Here is an 18,331-nt window from a genome sequence, read left to right on the forward strand (position 1 = left end):
GGTCCTGACCCCACAGGTCCATAGATGATTAGGCAAGGAGCCACTTCCATGCGGGCATAACGTGTACCACACCGTGCTCGCATGGAATATCGGTCTGTTCATCCATGGTAACGATTGCCGACTCGCCAAGATCGAACTGGGCCATCGAGGCATCAAGCGCGGCAATTTCGCGCTCGCGCGTTTTCTCACTTGCCATATCCGCACTCACCTGAATCAGGCTATAAGCCCGCATGAGAAGCGCGTCCCCAGCCACAAAGTCCACCTCATGGCTTTTGCTCTTCTCTTTGATTAGCAGGCGGCAGACAGAGCCGGTCCTCACCGCGGGAGTCCTTCTTCTGAGCGCATTGAACACTGCGGTCTCGAGCCTCTGGCCCTGGTCCAATGCCGATGCGGGAGAGAATGCTCCAAACATCGCAGGGTCGACAGCGTAGACCTTAGACGCAGACCGCATGTTATTTGCCAGTGAACGCGTGAACTCCGGCACAGAAAATAACAGGTAGGCGTCCTCATAATACTCAAGTAAATCGCTGAGCGAATTACGACTGACGGGTATCTGTCTGCTCTTGAACTCGTTGTACACTTTGTTCACTGACAGCTCTCGTCCCGAAGATGCCATACACCGCGTCAAGAACAGCGATGCCAGGCGAGGGTTCTTAACGTCGTAACGTTCAACGACGTCCATGGCGACCGTTCGCGAAGCATATTCCTGTAGCAGCTGAATCGCGTCTGCAGGCGTCTGCTCAAGTGTCGCGATGAATCCCCCTTGTTCAAGATACCCGATCAGATGATGTCGAAGCAGCGCTGCATCGCTCGGGGAAAAGGTCGCATCTGGCTCGGGAACGCTCCCCGTCTTATATCGAACGTATTCCGAAAAACTCAACGGAAAAAGCTCTCGCACAAGAGAACGACCCCTGAACTCGCTCTTAAGTTCCGAGGACAGCATCTTAGAAGAAGATCCCGTCACATAGACGGTCGCTTTCTCCGTATCGACTACACGCCGCAGAAACGCACCCCATTCGGGAATTTCTTGGATCTCGTCAAAGAAAATGTAAGCGCCCTCGGTTCGAGCAGCAGGATACAGCGCATAGAACGTGTCGAGCACGTCCGCCAGCAGCGATGGCTCATACGGGCGCAAGCGCTCATCCTCAAAATTAAAGTAAAGCATCCGGTCAAGCTCGACGCCCCGGCCCCGAAGCCGCTGCATCTCCTGATACAGGCGATACGTCTTTCCACAACGGCGGGCCCCCACAACCACATTTACGATGTTGTCGCGCTTTGGCTCCTGTGGGTTTCCCAGATCAAGGTCTCGCTCAAAGACCTGTGGAACCCCCTGCTGTTCAAAGTCCTTTATTTTCTGGGCCACCAAGTCGTTGAATGCCATGATTCTCCAATCTTGCTTATATGCTAATCAAGATTATATCGATTCTTGATTAGCAGATAAGTAAGATTGTGTGAAGCTTGATTAGTAGTTAAGCAAGTTTTTCACTGTCGAATTGCCCGGGTGATCACATGCCTCGGATGGCTACAAAACAGTTGAGGGGTCAAATGCTCCCGTTAGAGCCGTGATAAAAATTAACTAGGAACATTTGGCCCCCTCAGTCCTGCAGGGTATTGTAAAGTGCGGGGCTAGATCAGGCCGAAGTGTTCCATGGCCTGGGCGACGCCGTCGTCTGCACAGGGGACCGCGACGTAGTCGGCGGCCTCGCGCACATGGGGTGCTGCCTGGCCCATCGCCACGGCAACGTCCGCGGTCTCAAAGAGAGACAGATCGTTCTCGGAATCACCGAAGGCAAAGACACGCGCCGGCGCCGCACCCGCCGCAGCAGTGAGCTCCGCGAGCAGGGCCCGGGCCCCAGCACCTTTGGACACCCCGGGCATGACGAGCTCGTGGCTCCCCTCGCCCACGTTGTAGTAGCCGAGCTCCTCCATCAAAAAGTCGCTCGCCCGGTAGGCCCCGTACGCCTCGTCGACAAAATCGACCTTGGCAAACCGCAGGTCGGGCTTGGTACTACGCATCTCCTCGAGGTCGCACGCCACAGGACCCCAGTTGTAGAGGCTCCCACCGCTCGCGTTGAGCTCCAGGCAGAGCTCCGTCCCCTCAAAAAAGGCGGGCATCCCCACGCGGAGCATCTCCGCTACCATGCGCTCGAGCACCGCGCGCGGAAAGCAACAGTCGAGGATAACCTTGCCGTCGAGCACCACGTGCGCTCCGTCGAGCGAAACATATCCGCGAAACGGGAGGTTGTTGAGCAGCTGGTCGATCCCCACCCGGGCGCGTCCAGTCGAGAGAATCGGAATGCCGCCGCGCTCGGCGAACTCCTCCACGGCGCGCACCACGCGCTCAGTGGGAAAGCTGCCGGGGCCCGTTACGGGATCGCGGCACACCAACGTCCCGTCAACGTCGAAAAACGCAACGACCGGACCCTTCTCTAAGCGCACCCCACCGGCGCTCACAGCTGCTCCCCGTAGGACGCGAGCATCTGCTCGGTCCAACCCTTGGGCATCTGAGTCACGTAGCTCTCGTAGCTCGAACCACCATAGGTGTGGGCGGCGACAAAATAGCCCTGGTAATCGTTGGCGTAGCCGATGATCACCGGATGCTTGCCCGTCCCGTCGAACGCACCCTTGACGATGGCGCCTAGCTCGCTTGCAAGCTCGCCGGGGAAGGTCGTGAACACCACCGAGCCAAAGTCGAGCGTCGTCATCGCAACGGTGAAGTCCATCTCGTGGCGCTGGAGCTGCTGCTCGAGCATCTCCTTCTCGGTATCGGCGAGTTTCTTCTCGTCAAACGTGGGATTGTTGGCGAGCACCTCGAGCACCTCGTCAAGCTGCGCCTGGTACTGCGGGTAAAAGTCCTCGTTGTTGTAGTGGACATGGTGCTCAAACCGCGAAACCTTGGGCGCAGCGAGCTCAATGGGCTCAAAGGCGCCCTTCATGATCTCGCCCGCGATGCCGTTGCTCACGCGGCGGAGCTCCGCAAAGTCGTTGCCCTGGCGGAACTGTCGGTTGCCCAAATCGCCCGAGGCGCCGGTAAAGATATACGGCACGCAGCCGATCCAGTCCGCAAGCTTGTCGCGCACGCCTCCCTGCACGTCGGTCGTGAGCAGGCGGTTGGTGGGGCCGACCACCGTGGCATGGCAGTTGAAGTTGAGCATCGCGCCCAGCGTCTTGCCGCCCTCAGCCACAAAGCGCAGCACCAGGGCCTCATCGTCAAACGGCAGGTCGGCATCGTTGCGGTTGGAATACCAACCGCGTACGTGCCTCGTGAGCATCTCGGGCGCGGCGTCGACGAGCTCCTCATCCAAACCCGTCGCCGCCTGCAGCACCAGCCCCGTGACCAGCTCGACATAGCCGGGCGTGGTGGGGATGCCCATGGCGCCCGCGCCCTCAAAGCCGTTGGCGCACGAGTGCGAGTGGATGGAGTTGATCACGATGTTCTCGCTCGCGACCCCAAGCCCCGCGGCGAGGCCCTCGCGCATCGCGCGGGTCGTCTGGGCCGTGAGGATGCACACGTCGATCGATACAAAGAGCGACCGTGTGCCCTCGACCTCGAGCAGGAGCAGCGTCGCACGCGGCGTATCGTGCACGCCCGTCGCCGGCTGCTTGCGGATGGGATGGATATAGCCCTCCATCCAAAACGTGCCCGCGGGAGTGATATCGACAGATATGCTTGCAGCCTTCATGGCTCTCCTTTCAAAAAAGCCCGAGACGCACAGGGCGCCCCGGGCATGCAGTGCAGATATTGTTCGCTATGCGACCACGTAGCGGTACGTGTCGCCCATCGGCACAAACGTGGCCGGGATTTCGCTCGTCCCCAGAGCCTCGGGCAGCCAGTTGACCATGTACTCCATACCGGGCTCCTCCAGGTTGAAGTGCCCGATGGTGATGGCGCACCGGTTTTGGCCGAGCATGCCAGAGTCGCGGATGTACTCGCACGTGGTGAAATCGATGAACTCCATCGTCATAAGGCAGTCGTTGGCCTCGGCATCGGTGCGATTGATTTCGGCGGTATCGCTCTTGGCGTCGCCGGTCACATGCATCGGGACGCGAACGCTCTTGACGCGTGCGTGCGGGTCGCCGGTAATACGTGTGCCGTTGAGGCCGAGCTTGTGCACGAGCTCCTGCGCGAGCTCCGTGGCGTCTGTCTCGGGGATCTGGTACTCCAGGCAAAAGCCCTTGTCCTCGCCCATGCGGTAGTCGAGCCAGCCGAGCTTATCGGCCAGGCCGTAGAAGATGCCGTCTGCCAGAGCACCGTCCGCGTCGATGGGCACGCGCGAGTGGATATAGTCGTGGCAGCGCCAGACGGCACCGCCCCACTCGTCGAGCAGGGTCTTCTTGGCCTTGAACGTTACGGTATCGCCCACCACGTCCTGATGGTCGCCATGGTTCCAAAAAAGTGCCTCGTGGCTGATGATCAGGTTGGCGCCAAGCTCCTGAGCGCGGCGGATGATATCTGCCGTGGGCCAGATGCAGGTAACGATGCCCGTGCACTCGGTGTCGGTAGCGCCGTAGAGCACCTGGTCACGCGTAGTCGCGTCGTCGATTGCCTTGCCGGTAAACGAGTCCACGCCTGTCGAGAAGTCCTTGACGTGTTGGATAACCTCGCTGATGAGCATATGAATCTCCTTTTGGAACTAAATGACCAACCGCATGTGCCGTCTGAGCGGCAGATGCTACTCGTCGTCCTCGTCGTCCTCGACCTGGATGGTGTTGAGGAGTTTGATGGACTGCCCGGCCATGTCGATCGCGTTCTGGATACCCTCGGCCGTGAGCGGCGCAGGTGCCAGGCAGAGCTCCATCGCCAGGACCACATTGACGCCCGCCACCACAAAGACGTTGGGGGCCACGTAGGGCAGAAACTTCTGATTGACACTGCCTGCCAGGATGTCGGTCAAAACGAGCACCTCGTCGTCGGGAGAAATCGCGTCGAACACGGTCTCGACCTGCGGCTCGAGCGGCGTATCGTCCACGTACGCGCAGATCACGTGAAAGTCGCACTTGGCGCCCAGAAACTCCAGCGTATCGGCCAAGCCCTGAGCAAATTTATGGTGCGACGCAAGGATTACCTGCCTCATGAGCCAACTCCTTATGTAGTAGCGGGAGTGAACCCCGCTAAACAAACCGTTCCATGGCACCCGCCGCGCACAAGCGTGTAAGGAGACGTGCAGGGCGGGTGCGGTGGAACGGTTCGCTCAAATCAGATACGAACCGTAACACCGGGGCCGTGGGATGGCGCCCACAGCCCCGTCGGCGGTCGGGGGAAGCCACCGACGGAGGAAAAGTGAAGGAACTTAGGCGGCCAGGATACCGAAGGCGGCGCAGACGCAGCTCACGGCAAGGATACCAAGGATGATCCAGTTGAGCTTGACGCCCTTCTTGATCAGTTTGTAGACCACGACGGCCAAGAGCAGACCCAAGATGTTGGGGAAAATCTGGTCGAGCACGCCCTCCTGGATACCGAGCGAGATCTCGCCGTACTGGAACACGAGGGGCGTGGTGAGCTTGACGGAGCTGTAGATCAGCGAGCCGACCACGGTAAGGCCGAGGATGGAGGCGGCGTCGGTGAGGACGTTGAGCTTATCGCCCATCTTGGTCACCACGGAAGCGCCCGCCTTGTAGCCCTGGACGTAGTTCTGCATACGCCAGAAGTACAGGGCGGCCCAGACCGCCAGCCACAGGAGGATGCCAACGGGGCTTCCCTGCTGGGCCATATAGCCGGCGATGGAGCCGAGGATCGTCATCGGCAGGATCCAGATAAAGACGTCGCCGATACCGGAGATGGGGCCCATGAGGCCGACCTTGAGGTCGTTCTCGGCATGGATGCCGTTAAGGTGGCCCTTATCCTCCATGGCGAGGCCGGCACCGAGAAGCAGGCCCGAGACGGGAGGCGTGGCGTTGAACACGCAGTCGAGCTGGTTCAGGATCGCGGTGTTGAAGGCGTCCTCGTCGTTGCCGTAGATCTTGCGAAGCGCGTAGTAGGAGGCGAACATGGCGCACGGGGCGTTCTGCGTGGCGTAGGAGTACGAGACCGTATCCATCAGGCACATACGGCGCGAGCAGATCTTGAGGTCTTCGTCGGTAAGGACGGGCTCATAGGAGCCATCGGGGAGTTGTACGGGGGCTGGAGCCTCGTTGAAGTCCTTGAATTCCTTGGGCTTGAAGAAGTTACTCATCTTCGAGCTCGCCTCCATTCACGGTAGCGGCGGCCACGGGAGCGGCCTCAGACTTGTTGCGGAAGTACTCGATGGCCACGACAGCACCCAAGAGAGCGATGGGGAGCACGGAGAGGTTGAGGTAGGCAGCGAGGACATAGCCGGCGATAAGGAACGCGTAGAACTTGTTGACCGGCATGAAGGTGAGCAGGATCGCGAAACCGGTGACGGGCAGCACGCCTGCGGCGATGGAGAGACCGTCGGTGAACCACTGCGGCATGAAGGCGTTGATGGCCTCGACCGCCTGCTGGCCAAAGGCGAGCACGATGATCATGGGCAGAGCGCCCTGGAGGAAGAGCCACAAGTGCGAAAGGAAGCACGAGGCGAGCATCTTGTTGTACTCGCGCTTGACGGCATAGCCGCGAATGACCTTGAAGACCCAGGAGTTGTAGATCTTGAAGATGACGTCGAGCTGGACATAGAGCATGGCGACCACGACGCCGATCGCAAGGCCGACGGAGATGTCGCCGTTACCGGTGATGCAGGCCGTGACGGTCGCGACCATACCGGCCATGCCGTAGTCGGGGGCAGACGAGCCGCCCAAGCCCGCGGCGCCCATGGACATGAGCTGGATGGTGCCGCCGACGATGAGGCCCGTGTTGGGGTCGCCCAAGATGATACCGGCGAGCCAGCAGACGAGCGCGTGCATAAACGGGATCGCCTGGGTCGAATAGGCGTCGACCGCGCGGAATCCTGCCAAGAGGACGAGCAGGACAAACTGGAGCGCATTAACATCCATGTTTATCACCTTTCTTTACAGGGGAATGAACTCAGAGATGGGCACAGGCTTATCGGTGGTCATGTAGCGGACCTCGACCTTGGTGCCCGCGGCCGCGATCTTCTGGTAGACAGGGATGTCCTTCTCCAGAATGAAGGCGCGCCTGCCGGCCTGGACGCCCGGGGTGCCCTCGGGCGGGGTCTCCGTAAGCCCCAACGTGAGCACCGGGATCTTCTGCCCGGCCTCGATCAGATCTAGGAACGTCTGCGGGTCGCGCGCGATGGTAAACACCGTGTGGTTGTCGTACTTGCCGGCTTTGAAGTTGGTGAGGGCCTTCTCCTCGGTAATAATCGAGAGCGCCTGGCCCGAGGGCTTCGACAGCTTCATGGCCGCCTTGCGCACCTCATCGTTGGCCGTGGCGTCGTCGATGATCATCGTGCGCTGCGTGGCGTACGTGGGGCACCAGAAGCCCTGTACGATTCCGTGGAGCAGACGATAGTCGATTCGCCCTGCGACGATACTCATGTCCACCCTTCCTTTCCGTGTGCGGGCGCGGGCGCCCGCGTTTCTTTGAGAGGGCCGCCGCTGCAACCCTTGATCTCCTGCTGAAACCAAGATAGGCGGTCGCAGACCGGCGGGACGCGGCATCAAACAGAATCGACAGAGCGCCGCAAACCGCAACAGCCTTGCCACTCAAATGGACAAGATATTTGGTTTTCTCAACACTAGCCCTCGACACTCATCGCAACAGTGTCGAGGGCTTTACCAGGTTTGTGTCGGCTGTTCTACTCGTCTTCGAGAATCATGCCCGCTATCTCGACTTTCTTTTGCGCATCGGCCATGCTCACATGCAGCATGTGGTGCACGTATGCAATCTCCGACACAGGTATCTCGACACGGTAGCGTCGCGTCATGTCGATAAAGGCCTCGCGGAAGTTCTCGATAAAGTCCGCATGGTCGCGCTCAAAGGCCTCGGTGTCGGGGGCGGAGTCAACAAAATTCTTGGTCACCAGGCGCTCGATAAGACCGCACAGGTGCACGTAGACACCGATCTTGCGGCGCGCGTCGATATCCTCGCCCTGCAGCTCCGCCAAGCGCTTGACCGCGCGGTCGGCCTCGATGTAGAGCATCTCGGGGTTAAGGATCGTAATGGACTCGATCACGTTGCGAAGGGTCAGGTTGCGCAGGAGGTTGGCATGGAACTCCTGGACGCTCTCGGGGTCCACGAGCGGGAAGAGCGCCCGGTCGAGCGCGTCGGAGCTTCCCTCGTAGAGAATGTCCTCGAGCCCCACAAACGGCACCGACACGATGCCCGGGTCCATGGTGCCCACGACGGCGCGCACGCGGTAGTCGCTAAAGACCGGGGCGCCGTCGCCCTTTTGGGCGAGCATGGGGTAGTCGCAGGTCACGAGCTGCACCTCGGGCGTGCCGGGGAGGCTGTTCTGCACGATCTGGCGGATCTTGTCGGCTGCCTCGATACCCGACTCCGAGCAAAACGCCACGGCGTCGTTTTCGACCGAACCCCTCACCACGCTGTAGCTGGGCGCGAGCCCCGCCGAGGCGTGGGCGAGCACCTCGTCCAGATCGGCGTGGGCGATGAGCGCGCTTCCCACCTCGAGGGCAAGGCCGGTCGACACGTTGTTGACGATGTGGATGTCGCACGTCGTGAGCCCTGTAATGGCGTCGTTGATCTTTTCGAGCGAACCCATGTCCACCAGGATCGCCACCGTCTTGCAGTGCGAGTAGCGCGCGAGCAGGCGCGAGAGCTGCCCCACGATCTCGGTGACCTCCTGGTCGTAGGTCATGTCGATGGCCTCGAAGACATGCGTTCGCAGGATGCGGTCGGCGGCGTCGGCGATGCTCGTGGCGGTGGAATAGCCGTGGCACACCACCACGCCCAGGTAGTCGCGCGGGCCTCCCGTGGCGCGCAGGGCGTCCCCCACCTCGATAAAGAGCACCGTGCGTGAGAGCGCATCGAGCTCCATGCCGAGGGCTGTCTTGGTCTTGGCGGCGATTTCCTCCACAACGGTCGCCGTGCCGGGTTGGTTCTTCTCCAAAAGCGTCAGAGTCCGCTCCACGGCGTCCGCATTGGCGATCCGCCACTTGCTCAGGCCCGCACCGCCCCAGAGCTGCGTAAAGAGCGACTGCGCGATGGAGCGCGAGATCTTGCGCGTAAGCTCGATGCCGTAGGCGTGGTTCACCTGCTCGATCACGGGCGCGACCATCTTCTCGTAGGCGCCCACGCGCGGGTTGACGCTCTTGTTCTCAAAGTCGAAGTTCATGTAGTCGTCGTAGGCACGCACCGCCATGGTCGCGCTGGTAAAGAACTCGGTGAAGCTCACCTGACCGCGCTCGAGTGCCTCAACGGGGTCGACAATCTTTTGGAAAAAGCCCGTCACGCGCACGGACGGGTCGTTGACATCCTTGTCGCCGCTCACGAGCTGGTCGTCGTCGGGCTCGGGCGCCGTCTTGCCCAGCACGCTGGAGGGCAGATTGTAGGTCTGGATGGTGAGCGTCTCGTTCTCGCGGTTGAGATAGGCGCCCGCGCAGCAGTTGGTGATACATGAGCGGAGGCCGTCGATGTTGTCCTTGAAGTCGGCGTCGACGAGGGCGCGCAGGGCGCCGCGGCTTACCGCGATGTCGGCACCCACGCGACGGCCCTCGACGCGCAGGTAGTGCATCACAAAGAGCGTGCGCTCCTCGACGCTGCGCTCCGCCAGGCGCGGGAGCGTGACGGTGATGGGCACAAAGCGCGCGATACCCTTGACGATATCGCTGTCGGCAGGCAGGGCGGACGAGAGCAAGAAGCGGGCGGGAGGCACGTCCGACGTGCCGCGCGCGGTCTCGCCCGTAGGGTCGCCGGCACCGATGCGTTGCAGGATACGTTCACGCGCCACGCGGGGCAAGTGGTCGTAGCCGCTCAGGTAGATCACGCCGCCGTTGGCCTCTTTGACCGCACCACCAAAGCCGTCCGCACCAAAGATCTCGTACTCGACCTCTGTCGCCTCGACGGGTCGTTTGCAGTCGATGCGCACGTAGCGGGCCTGCGTCGGCAGAATCCCCGCATTGACGCCGTACTCAAAAGTGAGCTCGCTCATCATGCGCTTGCCCGTCCCCGGCTCGCCGATCAAAAGCGCCGGGAGCCCATGTGGCGGATAGCGGATGGCGCTCTTGAGGTGGTCGACGCATGTCCCGTACGTAAGGTCGAAGCCGATGGCCTTGTCAAAGTCCTCTTCTTCGTCGATGCCCGCAGCACCCAGCAGCTCGTCTATCGAGGCATATTCGGATTTATCGAACGCATGCCTAAAGTAGCGTTCGACGGAGTGGCGATGGAAATAGAGCACCGGGCGGGCGTTGACCTTGATAACGTCGCCCTGACGAACGAGCTCGTTAAGATACTGGCTCGCCAGACTGCGGCTCACATGGCATTCGCTCGCGATCTTAGCCGTCGTGAAGTTGTCGATGTTGCACAGGTTAAGGTCGCGCGTCATCTTGTCGAGCGTCTTGAGAATCTCGGTTTTGGTGTCGTACGTAATCACGGCGCTGCCCCTTTTGCTCTTAGGTCACTTGGGGCGATTGTAGCCAAGGGAGGCGGTGCTATACAAATAAAATGGCTCTGTTAGACTGGGATTGACATGAAGTATTGATAGGCAACGTTCCCATAGAACGCAAAACTCCACGGGGGTGTTGTCTATTGTCGCCTCATGTCAATTCCGGTCTAGCAGAGTCTTAAAAGATCATTAGGTACAGAGAGATTTAAAAATCCCCGTCCTGGAAAAATCATCTGTTGCCGAACATCAAAGGCCAGGGCTAGCGGCTCCTATTAGATGCTGGCTCACATAGCAGCCCAAGTAGCTAAAAGAGCCCCGTCCCAAATGAGTTCGTTAGCGCCAGGGATCGGCTTCGAACAGCGGCTCACGCTCGGGGCGGCGATCGCTGTAGGGATCGTAGCCGTCGTCGTCCTCGTTCTCGGCACGGATGTAGGGGTCGCGCGGCTTGGGTGCCGGTTTGGACGTGGGCTTGGGCGCCGGCGCGCTTGTCTTGATCTCGCCTTTCATCTGCATAGCTCCTTGCATCGCATCCGTTCAACATCATCGATTGTCGCACGAAAAAGGGCGGCGGACCCAATTGGATCCGCCGCCCTTGGCGTTTAGAGACGGCTGGCAGATTTTAAGGCATGTCCCATAAATCTACTCGGCGTCGGGGACCTCGTAGGTAGCAGACGGCGTGTTGTCGCACACGACGGTAAAGCCGCCGTCCTTGTCGGCATCGACCGTCACCTGATCGCCCTCGCGCACCGTACCGTCGATGATGGCGGCGGCGATGGCGTCCACGACCTCGCGCTGGACCAGGCGCTTGAGCGGACGGGCACCGAACACGGGGTCCAGGCCACCCACGGCGAGCATCTGCTTGGCCGCCGGGGTGATGGCAAGCGTCATGCGCTCCTTGGCCAGACGCGCGCGGACGTCGGCGAGCTGGATGTCGACGATCTTCTCGATCTGCGCCATGCCGAGCGGATGGAACACCACGATATCGTCGATACGGTTGAGGAACTCGGGGCGGAAGGTCTGAGCCATGGCGGCGTCGACCTGATGGCGCATCTCCTCCTCGTCCTTACCGGACAGATCGGCGATGGCCTTGGAGCCCACGTTAGACGTCATGATGATGATCGTGTTCTTGAAGGACACCTGGCGACCCTGGCCATCGGTCAGACGGCCGTCATCAAGCACCTGCAGCAGCACGTTAAAGACATCCGGATGAGCCTTCTCCATCTCGTCGAGCAAAATCACGGAGTACGGACGACGGCGCACGGCCTCGGTAAGCTGGCCGCCCTCGTCGTAACCCACGTATCCCGGAGGCGCACCGATCAGACGTTGGACGCTGAACTTCTCCATGTACTCGGACATGTCGATACGCACGAGCGCACGCTCGTCATCGAACAGGCACTCGGCAAGCGCCTTGGCGAGCTCGGTCTTGCCCACGCCGGTGGGGCCCAGGAAGAAGAAGCTGCCGATGGGCTTGTCCGGATCGGAGAGGCCCGCACGGCTGCGACGCACGGCCGCGGCGACAGCGGAGACCGCCTCGTCCTGGCCGATGACGCGCTTATGCAGCTCGCCCTCCAAGCCCTTCAGCTTGTCGAGCTCGCCCTGCATCATCTTGGAGACGGGCACGCCGGTCCAAGCGCTCACGACCTCAGCGATCTCATCGGAGGTCACCTGCTCGTTGAGGCCCTCGCCGTCCTGCTGCTTTTGCGCCTCGAGCGCAGCCTCGGAATCCTGAATCTGCTGCTGCAGGCCCGGAATCACGGAGTAGCGCAGCTCGGACGCACGGCCCAGGTCGCCGTTGCGCGTCGCACGCTCCTCTTCGCTCTTGGCCTCGTCGAGCTGTCCCTTGAGCTCCTGCACGTGGTCGATGGCGTTCTTCTGGTTGAGCCAGCCGGCCTTTTGCACGTTGAGCTTTTCTTGGACCTCGGCAATCTCTTGGCGCAGGGCCTCCAGACGCTCCTTGGAGGCGTCGTCGGTCTCCTTCATGAGCGCCTGCTCCTCGATCTGCAGCTGGGTGAGCTGACGCGTGGTGGCATCGATCTCGACCGGCATGCTGTCGAGCTCCATGCGCAGGCGGCTTGCCGCCTCATCAACCAGGTCGATGGCCTTATCGGGCAGGAAGCGGTCGGCGATGTAGCGATCGGAGAGGTCGGCGGCCGCCACGAGCGCGCTATCGGTGATATGCACGCCGTGGAAGATCTCGTACTTCTCCTTGAGGCCACGCAGGATCGAGATGGTGTCCTCGACGGTGGGCTCGGAGACCATCACGGTCTGGAAACGACGGGCGAGTGCCGCGTCCTTCTCGATGTACTTGCGATACTCGTCGAGCGTAGTCGCGCCGATTGCGTGCAAGTCGCCACGGGCAAGCGCCGGCTTCAGGATGTTGCCGGCGTCCATGGAGCCCTCGGTGGCACCCGCGCCCACGATGGTGTGGAGCTCATCGATGAACAGGATGACCTTGCCTTCGGACTTTTGGACTTCCTTGAGCACGGCCTTCAAGCGGTCCTCGAACTCGCCGCGGTACTTGGCGCCGGCGACCAGCGCGCTCATGTCGAGCTCGATGAGGTCGCGGTCGCGCAGGGTGCTCGGTACGTCGCCGGCCACGATTCGCTGAGCAATGCCCTCGACGATGGCCGTCTTGCCGACGCCCGGCTCGCCGATAAGCACGGGGTTGTTCTTGGTGCGGCGGGACAGAACCTGAATAGTACGACGGATCTCGTCGGTACGGCCGATGACCGGGTCGAGCTTGCCGGCGCGAGCCAGATCGCAGATGTTGCGACCGTACTGCTCCAACGCCTCAAACTGCGTCTTGTCCTCGGCAGACGTCACGCGGTCATCGCCGCGCAGCTCCTCGTAGACTTGCTCGATGCGCTCCTTGGTCACGCCGGCGCCACGCAGCACGCGACCCGCCTCACCCTTGTCCTCGGCAAGTGCCATCAGCAGATGCTCGGTCACCACAAAGCTGTCGCCCATCTTGGTGGCCTTTTTCTCGGCCTTCTCGATCACGCGAACGAGCTCGTTGGACAGGCCCATCTGCTGACCCTCGCCCGACACCTTGGGCGCATGGTCGATGGCATCTTGTGTGGAGCGTGCGAGCTGAGCCGGGTCGGCACCGATGCGCTCGATGATCACGGAGATATTGCGCTCGCCGGCACCGAGCAGGGCAGACAGCAGGTGGATCGGCTCCACCGCGCCGGCCTGTGCATCGGCAGCCGTGCTCATGGCGGTCTGCAGCGCCTCGCGCGACGTCATTGCTAGCTTATCGATTCTCATGGAATCACCTCTCTTGGGGCGGCCGCCCTACGGGGCGGCTTCACGTTGTTCGAGAAGTATTGTTGCCAGCTTTACGCGATCTTATACACAAATCTAAGTCTCTATATATAAGATTTTCTGAGTGAATTACGGATAGGGTACTGAGATGTCAGCCCGCCGCTGCCCAGGCGCGCTACCGTCTCGATCTGTAACATCTAGCAGCCATTTTTGATCCTAGATGTTACAGATCGAGACAGACCGAAAACCACCACAAAGAGGCACCTTTGTGGTGGTCGCGGTCTCTACTCCTTCGCCGAACCCGTACTTCCCGATTCGACGGTCCAGGGCATCTCATCCTCGAACAGCCATGTACGGGCAGACCCACTATCGCGTGCAGTCTGCGGGTCAGGCAAGCAGGTCTGTTTATAGGCATCTTGGATACACTGACCCATAAAATCGTTGAGCTCGGTCTGGTCGCCCTCCATGACATAGGCGACATCGCCGTCCATGATGTAGATGCCCGGACCCTCATTGCCCTCGTAGCCCGGATCGTACGAGACATCACATAACTTTGCGCCGTTTGCAGTGTCCAGCTCGATGGACGAGTGGCATCCGCCAACCATGTCGTTCGCTTTTGCCCGATAGGACGCATATCCGTACCAACGCTTAAATGTTTTGCCCTTGAGTAGCTCGGACGCCCTATCGATCAGGCTTGTATCCGTGGTATAGCGCATGGCCCCAAGCTGAATACGCGGATAATTGCTAATACCCAGCACAGCCGGCTGCTCATCAAAATCAACGGTAATGGTCTCGGGCTTGTCGTCGCCGGTCAGAAGTTCGACAGATTGAGTCACAGGCTTGACCACCGGCTCCGTCACCGCAGCAGGTAGAAATGCCATACCGACAGCGCCCGCGCCAACCACAGCGATCGCAAGCGCCAAGACAATCAATCCAATACGGGCAGAACGGCTCACGGCAAAACACCCCACAATGCAAACCTTCGCCACCTGCACTAATGATACCGCCAGCTAACACTATTACCAAAAGAAGCCGCGCGCTCCTCACCACCACAAAGGGGACAGGCACCTTTGTGGTGGTTTTCGACGCTAACGGTCGACCATCTCGCGCAATGAGATTAAACTTGAATTGCTCTCTGAACATATCCATTTCTGCCTATCCTCAACAGATCTTTGTCTCGAGGAGCGCATATGAAGCCGCCTCATTCCACCGGTCGCAACGTCATCGCCATTCTCGCCATACCCATCGTGATGCTCTTCCTTATCGTCATCACGCCCTTTTCCCTTGGTATCACCTCGCCCTTCGATTTATGCGGAATGGTCGACGCCGGCTCGCGTGCCACCTCGCTCTCCTTTATCTGTCGCGGCGTGTTTTACGAAGATGGAATTCCCACCGGAAGTTGGCAGTCAAAGTTGCCACTGCTCGGTCAGATCGACGGATGCTCCCCCTATTTCTGCCTTGGACCTCAGACGCTAAACTATCTAATCGACGACCAGCCACTCGACTTCATCACCCTCGCCTACGACTACGCACCAAACACCGATGAGCGCCACATGAACCAAGTCCTCGACAAGATGCTTGGACAGTGCGGGCTCACCGAGGAGGCCGGTCGAACCATCTATAGCAACCAGAAATTAAAGCGAACAGAACTCCGCCGTGTCGGAAAAATCAAAGGGCGAAACGGGGCCGCCTACTGGGATGCCTGGGCAACACGCGACAAGGGCGAATTCGGACACAGCACCTATATGGTCACTGTCTACACCAAAGACGGAATTAAGGACAATGTTGACGATTTCGCGTCATCCAAACTCGGCATCCCCAAAACAACCAAACCCGCCAGCCCAGATGAAATTCTGTAGAGCCGCCCATTAACATGCCGCTCAACGATCACAACAGCATCGAGCTCGTCTCCACCACCACAAAGGTGCCTGCCCCCTTTGTGGTGGTTTTCAACAAAAAGAAGCCGCCCCGATAACAGAGGCGGCATCAAGCAAGTCTATTTATTAGCGTCCCTCAAGACCCAACGAGAACGCAGAAATGTAGCCCGGGGCTTACCCTTTCCCGAACGCGGCCCTCGCGAAGCGCGTGAGCGGGCGGGAAAGGGTAAGCCCCGGGCGGACAATTAAGTGCGCTACTCGGCAGCGGCCTTGAACTTGTTGTAGTTGATCAGGCAGCCGGCCTTGACGATGGCACGCTCCTCTGCCGTCATATCGGCAATGTAGAGCTCAATCTGCTCGACCGCACCATCGGCGCGCACCACGTAGGCGGCGATGTCCTTCAGGTCGCCATCGAGCGCGGCACGGATACCCGGCACAAAGACGTAATCGCCCACCTCAAAGTTGGGCTCGGCCTCCATCTGGAAGGGCACCATGCCCCAGTTCATCACGTTGGAGCGATAGCGCTTGGTGGCGTACTCGTGGACGATGTTGGCCAGGCCGCCAATTACGCGCTGGCAGCTCGCGGCCTGCTCGCGGGCGCTGCCGTCGCCAGGCTTCTTGGCGTAAATCATGGAACCGAACTCGGTCGCCTTGGCATCGGCCGCGACACCCGCGCCGGCCAGCGCCTCAAACACACCGGCAAGCTCGGCATCGAACGCCGCCAGGTCGCCCGCGGACTCGCCGGCAACGCGACGCTTCTCCACAGCGTCTACCTCCTTGGAGCGACCCACGTAGGCCGGGTCGCGGCGGCTCAGCGTAAACTCAGCCAGGCCCAGCGGGTTGGAGCGGAAGGAGCTCGTCTCGCCCGAGGGAATGAGCTCGTCGGTCGTGGTGACCGGGTCCATGATCTTGGAGCAAACCTTGAGCAGGATGTCGTCGCCGAGCGGCTCCATCGCGGGCCACGGCTTGATGTTGGGGCCTTCGACCAGCTCGTCGGCAGGCTCCGCCTTGCCAAAGCCCCAGTACACGCGCTTCTTGTACGGCGCGTCGTCAAAGGTGTACTCGCAGGCCTCGTCCCAAGTGTCCTCGGGCAGGTCGGTCGCCGGCGTCAGGACGCCGCCGTTGGCAGCCGTTGCCGCAATGGAGCGAGCGTCCATCAGGGCCACAGCGCTCAGCTGGCCATTGCCCGGCTTGGAGCCCTCGCGGTTGGGGAAGTTGCGCGTAGTGTGGCGGATCGACAGGCCGTTGTTGGCGGGCGTGTCGCCGGCACCGAAGCACGGGCCGCAGAATGCCGTGCGCACGATCGCGCCGGCCTCCATAAGGTCGTAGATATAGCCGCGGCGTGTAAGCTCGAGCGCCACGGGCTGGCTCGTGGGATAGACCGACAGCGAGAACTCGCCGCAGCCGGTGTTGGCGCCCTTGAGCACGCGGGCAGCCTGGACCACGGAGTCGTAGTTGCCGCCCGAGCAGCCGGCGATAACGCCCTGCTGCACGTGCAGCTTGCCGTCGACGATCTTGTCGAGCAGGCTAAAGTGCGTCTTGCCCTCGCCGATCTTAGCGGCCTCGAGCTCCACCTCGTGAAGGATGTCCTCGAGGTTCTCGTTGAGCTCGTCAATCTCAAAGCCGTTGGAAGGATGGAACGGCAGCGCAATCATGGGCTTGATGCTCGACAGATCGACCTCGACGCAGCCGTCGTAGTAGGCAACATCGGCAGGCTTGAGCTCACGGTAGTCGTCGCCGCGGCCGTGCATGGCCAGGAATGCGTGCGTGTCCTCGTCGGTGGCCCAGATGCTCGACAGACAGGTGGTCTCGGTGGTCATGACGTCGACGCCGTTGCGGTAGTCGGTCGTCATGCTCGCGATGCCGGGGCCCACAAACTCCATGACCTTGTTCTTGACGTAGCCCTTGGCAAAGACAGCGCGGATGATGGCGAGCGCCACATCGTGCGGGCCGACGCCGGGGCGCGGGGCACCCGTGAGGTAGATGGCGACGACGCCGGGATAGGAGACGTCGTAGGTGTCGCGCAGCAGCTGCTTGGCCAGCTCGCCGCCACCCTCGCCCACGGCCATGGTGCCCAGGGCGCCGTAGCGGGTATGTGAGTCGGAACCCAGGATCATCTTGCCGCAGCCCGCGAAGTTCTCACGCATAAAGGAGTGGATAACGGCGATATGCGGCGGAACGAAGATGCCACCGTACTTCTTGGCAGCCGAGAGGCCAAAGACGTGGTCGTCCTCGTTGATGGTGCCGCCCACGGCGCACAGCGAATTATGGCAGTTGGTGAGCACGTAAGGCAGCGGGAACTGCTCCATGCCCGAGGCGCGCGCCGTCTGGATGATGCCGACAAAGGTGATGTCGTGGCTCGCCATGGCATCGAAGCGAATCTTGAGCGCCTCGGGGTCGCCGGACGTATTGTGTGCCTGGAGGATCGAATACGCGATGGTTCCGCGTTTGGCATCCTCGGGCGCCTGCGTAATGCCACGCTCAGCAGCCTCGGCCACAGGCACAACCTCGCTACCGCCGCGCAGGTAGATGCCGTCCTCGTACAGCTTGACCATACTGTCTCCCACTCTGCCCAAAAGATTTGGGCGCATAGCATACATTCGTTCAATATCGTGCCATAGAACGGTTGCCAGCGGGTTACGAATCTGTACGTTCACTTTATCTCAGTAAAGCAAAGAACGAGTTGGGTGCCGGGGGCAGACTTAGACG

14 protein-coding genes are annotated in these 18,331 nt (G+C 60.8%); 1 reads left to right on the top strand and 13 read right to left on the bottom strand.

What is annotated here, in order from left to right; all coding sequences use genetic code 11:
* Positions 1-28: 28 nt before the first annotated feature.
* The 12 genes from DW754_RS07735 to DW754_RS07790 form a co-directional block, all read right to left on the bottom strand.
* Complete coding sequence (locus DW754_RS07735; protein ID WP_117759088.1) at positions 29-1,381, bottom strand: ATP-binding protein; 1,353 nt, start codon at positions 1,379-1,381, stop codon at positions 29-31.
* Positions 1,382-1,626: 245 nt separating this feature from the next.
* On the bottom strand, positions 1,627-2,454 hold the full coding sequence (locus DW754_RS07740; RefSeq protein WP_158561639.1) for an HAD family hydrolase: 828 nt from the start codon (positions 2,452-2,454) through the stop codon (positions 1,627-1,629).
* Entirely contained in the window at positions 2,451-3,683 is a 1,233-nt protein-coding gene (locus tag DW754_RS07745) for a neutral/alkaline non-lysosomal ceramidase N-terminal domain-containing protein (protein WP_117759092.1), read from the bottom strand. The genes DW754_RS07740 and DW754_RS07745 overlap by 4 nt, the downstream gene beginning before the upstream one ends.
* 66 nt (positions 3,684-3,749) lie before the next feature.
* Entirely contained in the window at positions 3,750-4,616 is an 867-nt protein-coding gene (locus DW754_RS07750; protein WP_089573283.1) for a Nif3-like dinuclear metal center hexameric protein, read from the bottom strand.
* 57 nt (positions 4,617-4,673) lie between these two features.
* A complete protein-coding gene (locus DW754_RS07755; protein ID WP_117759094.1) occupies positions 4,674-5,075 on the bottom strand; it encodes a PTS sugar transporter subunit IIA in 402 nt (133 codons plus the stop codon).
* Between the two features lie 216 nt (positions 5,076-5,291).
* Positions 5,292-6,173 (bottom strand): PTS system mannose/fructose/sorbose family transporter subunit IID, encoded by an 882-nt coding sequence (locus tag DW754_RS07760; protein WP_158561640.1) that lies wholly within the window; start codon positions 6,171-6,173, stop codon positions 5,292-5,294.
* Complete coding sequence (locus DW754_RS07765; RefSeq protein WP_089573286.1) at positions 6,166-6,951, bottom strand: PTS sugar transporter subunit IIC; 786 nt, start codon at positions 6,949-6,951, stop codon at positions 6,166-6,168. Before DW754_RS07765 ends, DW754_RS07760 begins: the two co-directional genes overlap by 8 nt.
* Before the next feature lie 15 nt (positions 6,952-6,966).
* Positions 6,967-7,455: a PTS sugar transporter subunit IIB gene (locus tag DW754_RS07770; RefSeq protein ID WP_117759098.1), complete on the bottom strand. Its 489-nt coding sequence runs from the start codon at positions 7,453-7,455 to the stop codon at positions 6,967-6,969.
* Positions 7,456-7,715: 260 nt separating this feature from the next.
* Entirely contained in the window at positions 7,716-10,469 is a 2,754-nt protein-coding gene (locus tag DW754_RS07775) for a PRD domain-containing protein (RefSeq protein WP_117759100.1), read from the bottom strand.
* Between the two features lie 345 nt (positions 10,470-10,814).
* A complete protein-coding gene (locus tag DW754_RS07780) occupies positions 10,815-10,988 on the bottom strand; it encodes a hypothetical protein (protein ID WP_231501577.1) in 174 nt (57 codons plus the stop codon).
* 132 nt (positions 10,989-11,120) lie between these two features.
* Entirely contained in the window at positions 11,121-13,748 is a 2,628-nt protein-coding gene (gene clpB, locus DW754_RS07785) for an ATP-dependent chaperone ClpB (RefSeq protein ID WP_117759104.1), read from the bottom strand.
* A 281-nt stretch (positions 13,749-14,029) separates the two neighbouring features.
* On the bottom strand, positions 14,030-14,701 hold the full coding sequence (locus tag DW754_RS07790) for a hypothetical protein (RefSeq protein WP_147329350.1): 672 nt from the start codon (positions 14,699-14,701) through the stop codon (positions 14,030-14,032).
* 234 nt (positions 14,702-14,935) lie between these two features.
* Here DW754_RS07790 and DW754_RS07795 point away from each other — a divergent pair, with 234 nt between their 5' ends.
* Positions 14,936-15,604, top strand: coding sequence for a hypothetical protein (locus tag DW754_RS07795; protein ID WP_117583635.1), 669 nt, complete (start codon positions 14,936-14,938; stop codon positions 15,602-15,604).
* A gap of 272 nt (positions 15,605-15,876) precedes the next feature.
* Here the strand turns inward: DW754_RS07795 and DW754_RS07800 are convergent, their stop codons facing one another.
* The gene (locus DW754_RS07800; RefSeq protein ID WP_117759106.1) at positions 15,877-18,177 is read right to left on the bottom strand and encodes a hydratase; all 2,301 of its coding nucleotides are present in this window, start codon (positions 18,175-18,177) and stop codon (positions 15,877-15,879) included.
* Between the last annotated feature and the right edge of the window lie 154 nt (positions 18,178-18,331).

The organism is Collinsella sp. AM29-10AC, assembly GCF_003469085.1.
Classification (GTDB): Bacteria; Actinomycetota; Coriobacteriia; order Coriobacteriales; family Coriobacteriaceae; genus Collinsella.

What these genes read in the sequence shown, in the direction of transcription:
- DW754_RS07735 (WP_117759088.1), bottom strand. Translation starts at nt 1,381, where the DNA reads ATGGCATTCAACGACTTGGTGGCCCAGAAAATAAAGGACTTTGAACAG.
- DW754_RS07745 (WP_117759092.1), bottom strand. Translation starts at nt 3,683, where the DNA reads ATGAAGGCTGCAAGCATATCTGTCGATATCACTCCCGCGGGCACGTTT.
- DW754_RS07750 (WP_089573283.1), bottom strand. Translation starts at nt 4,616, where the DNA reads ATGCTCATCAGCGAGGTTATCCAACACGTCAAGGACTTCTCGACAGGC.
- DW754_RS07755 (WP_117759094.1), bottom strand. Translation starts at nt 5,075, where the DNA reads ATGAGGCAGGTAATCCTTGCGTCGCACCATAAATTTGCTCAGGGCTTG.
- DW754_RS07760 (WP_158561640.1), bottom strand. Translation starts at nt 6,173, where the DNA reads ATGAGTAACTTCTTCAAGCCCAAGGAATTCAAGGACTTCAACGAGGCT.
- DW754_RS07765 (WP_089573286.1), bottom strand. Translation starts at nt 6,951, where the DNA reads ATGGATGTTAATGCGCTCCAGTTTGTCCTGCTCGTCCTCTTGGCAGGA.
- DW754_RS07770 (WP_117759098.1), bottom strand. Translation starts at nt 7,455, where the DNA reads ATGAGTATCGTCGCAGGGCGAATCGACTATCGTCTGCTCCACGGAATC.
- DW754_RS07780 (WP_231501577.1), bottom strand. Translation starts at nt 10,988, where the DNA reads ATGAAAGGCGAGATCAAGACAAGCGCGCCGGCGCCCAAGCCCACGTCC.
- clpB (WP_117759104.1), bottom strand. Translation starts at nt 13,748, where the DNA reads ATGAGAATCGATAAGCTAGCAATGACGTCGCGCGAGGCGCTGCAGACC.
- DW754_RS07795 (WP_117583635.1), top strand. Translation starts at nt 14,936, where the DNA reads ATGAAGCCGCCTCATTCCACCGGTCGCAACGTCATCGCCATTCTCGCC.
- DW754_RS07800 (WP_117759106.1), bottom strand. Translation starts at nt 18,177, where the DNA reads ATGGTCAAGCTGTACGAGGACGGCATCTACCTGCGCGGCGGTAGCGAG.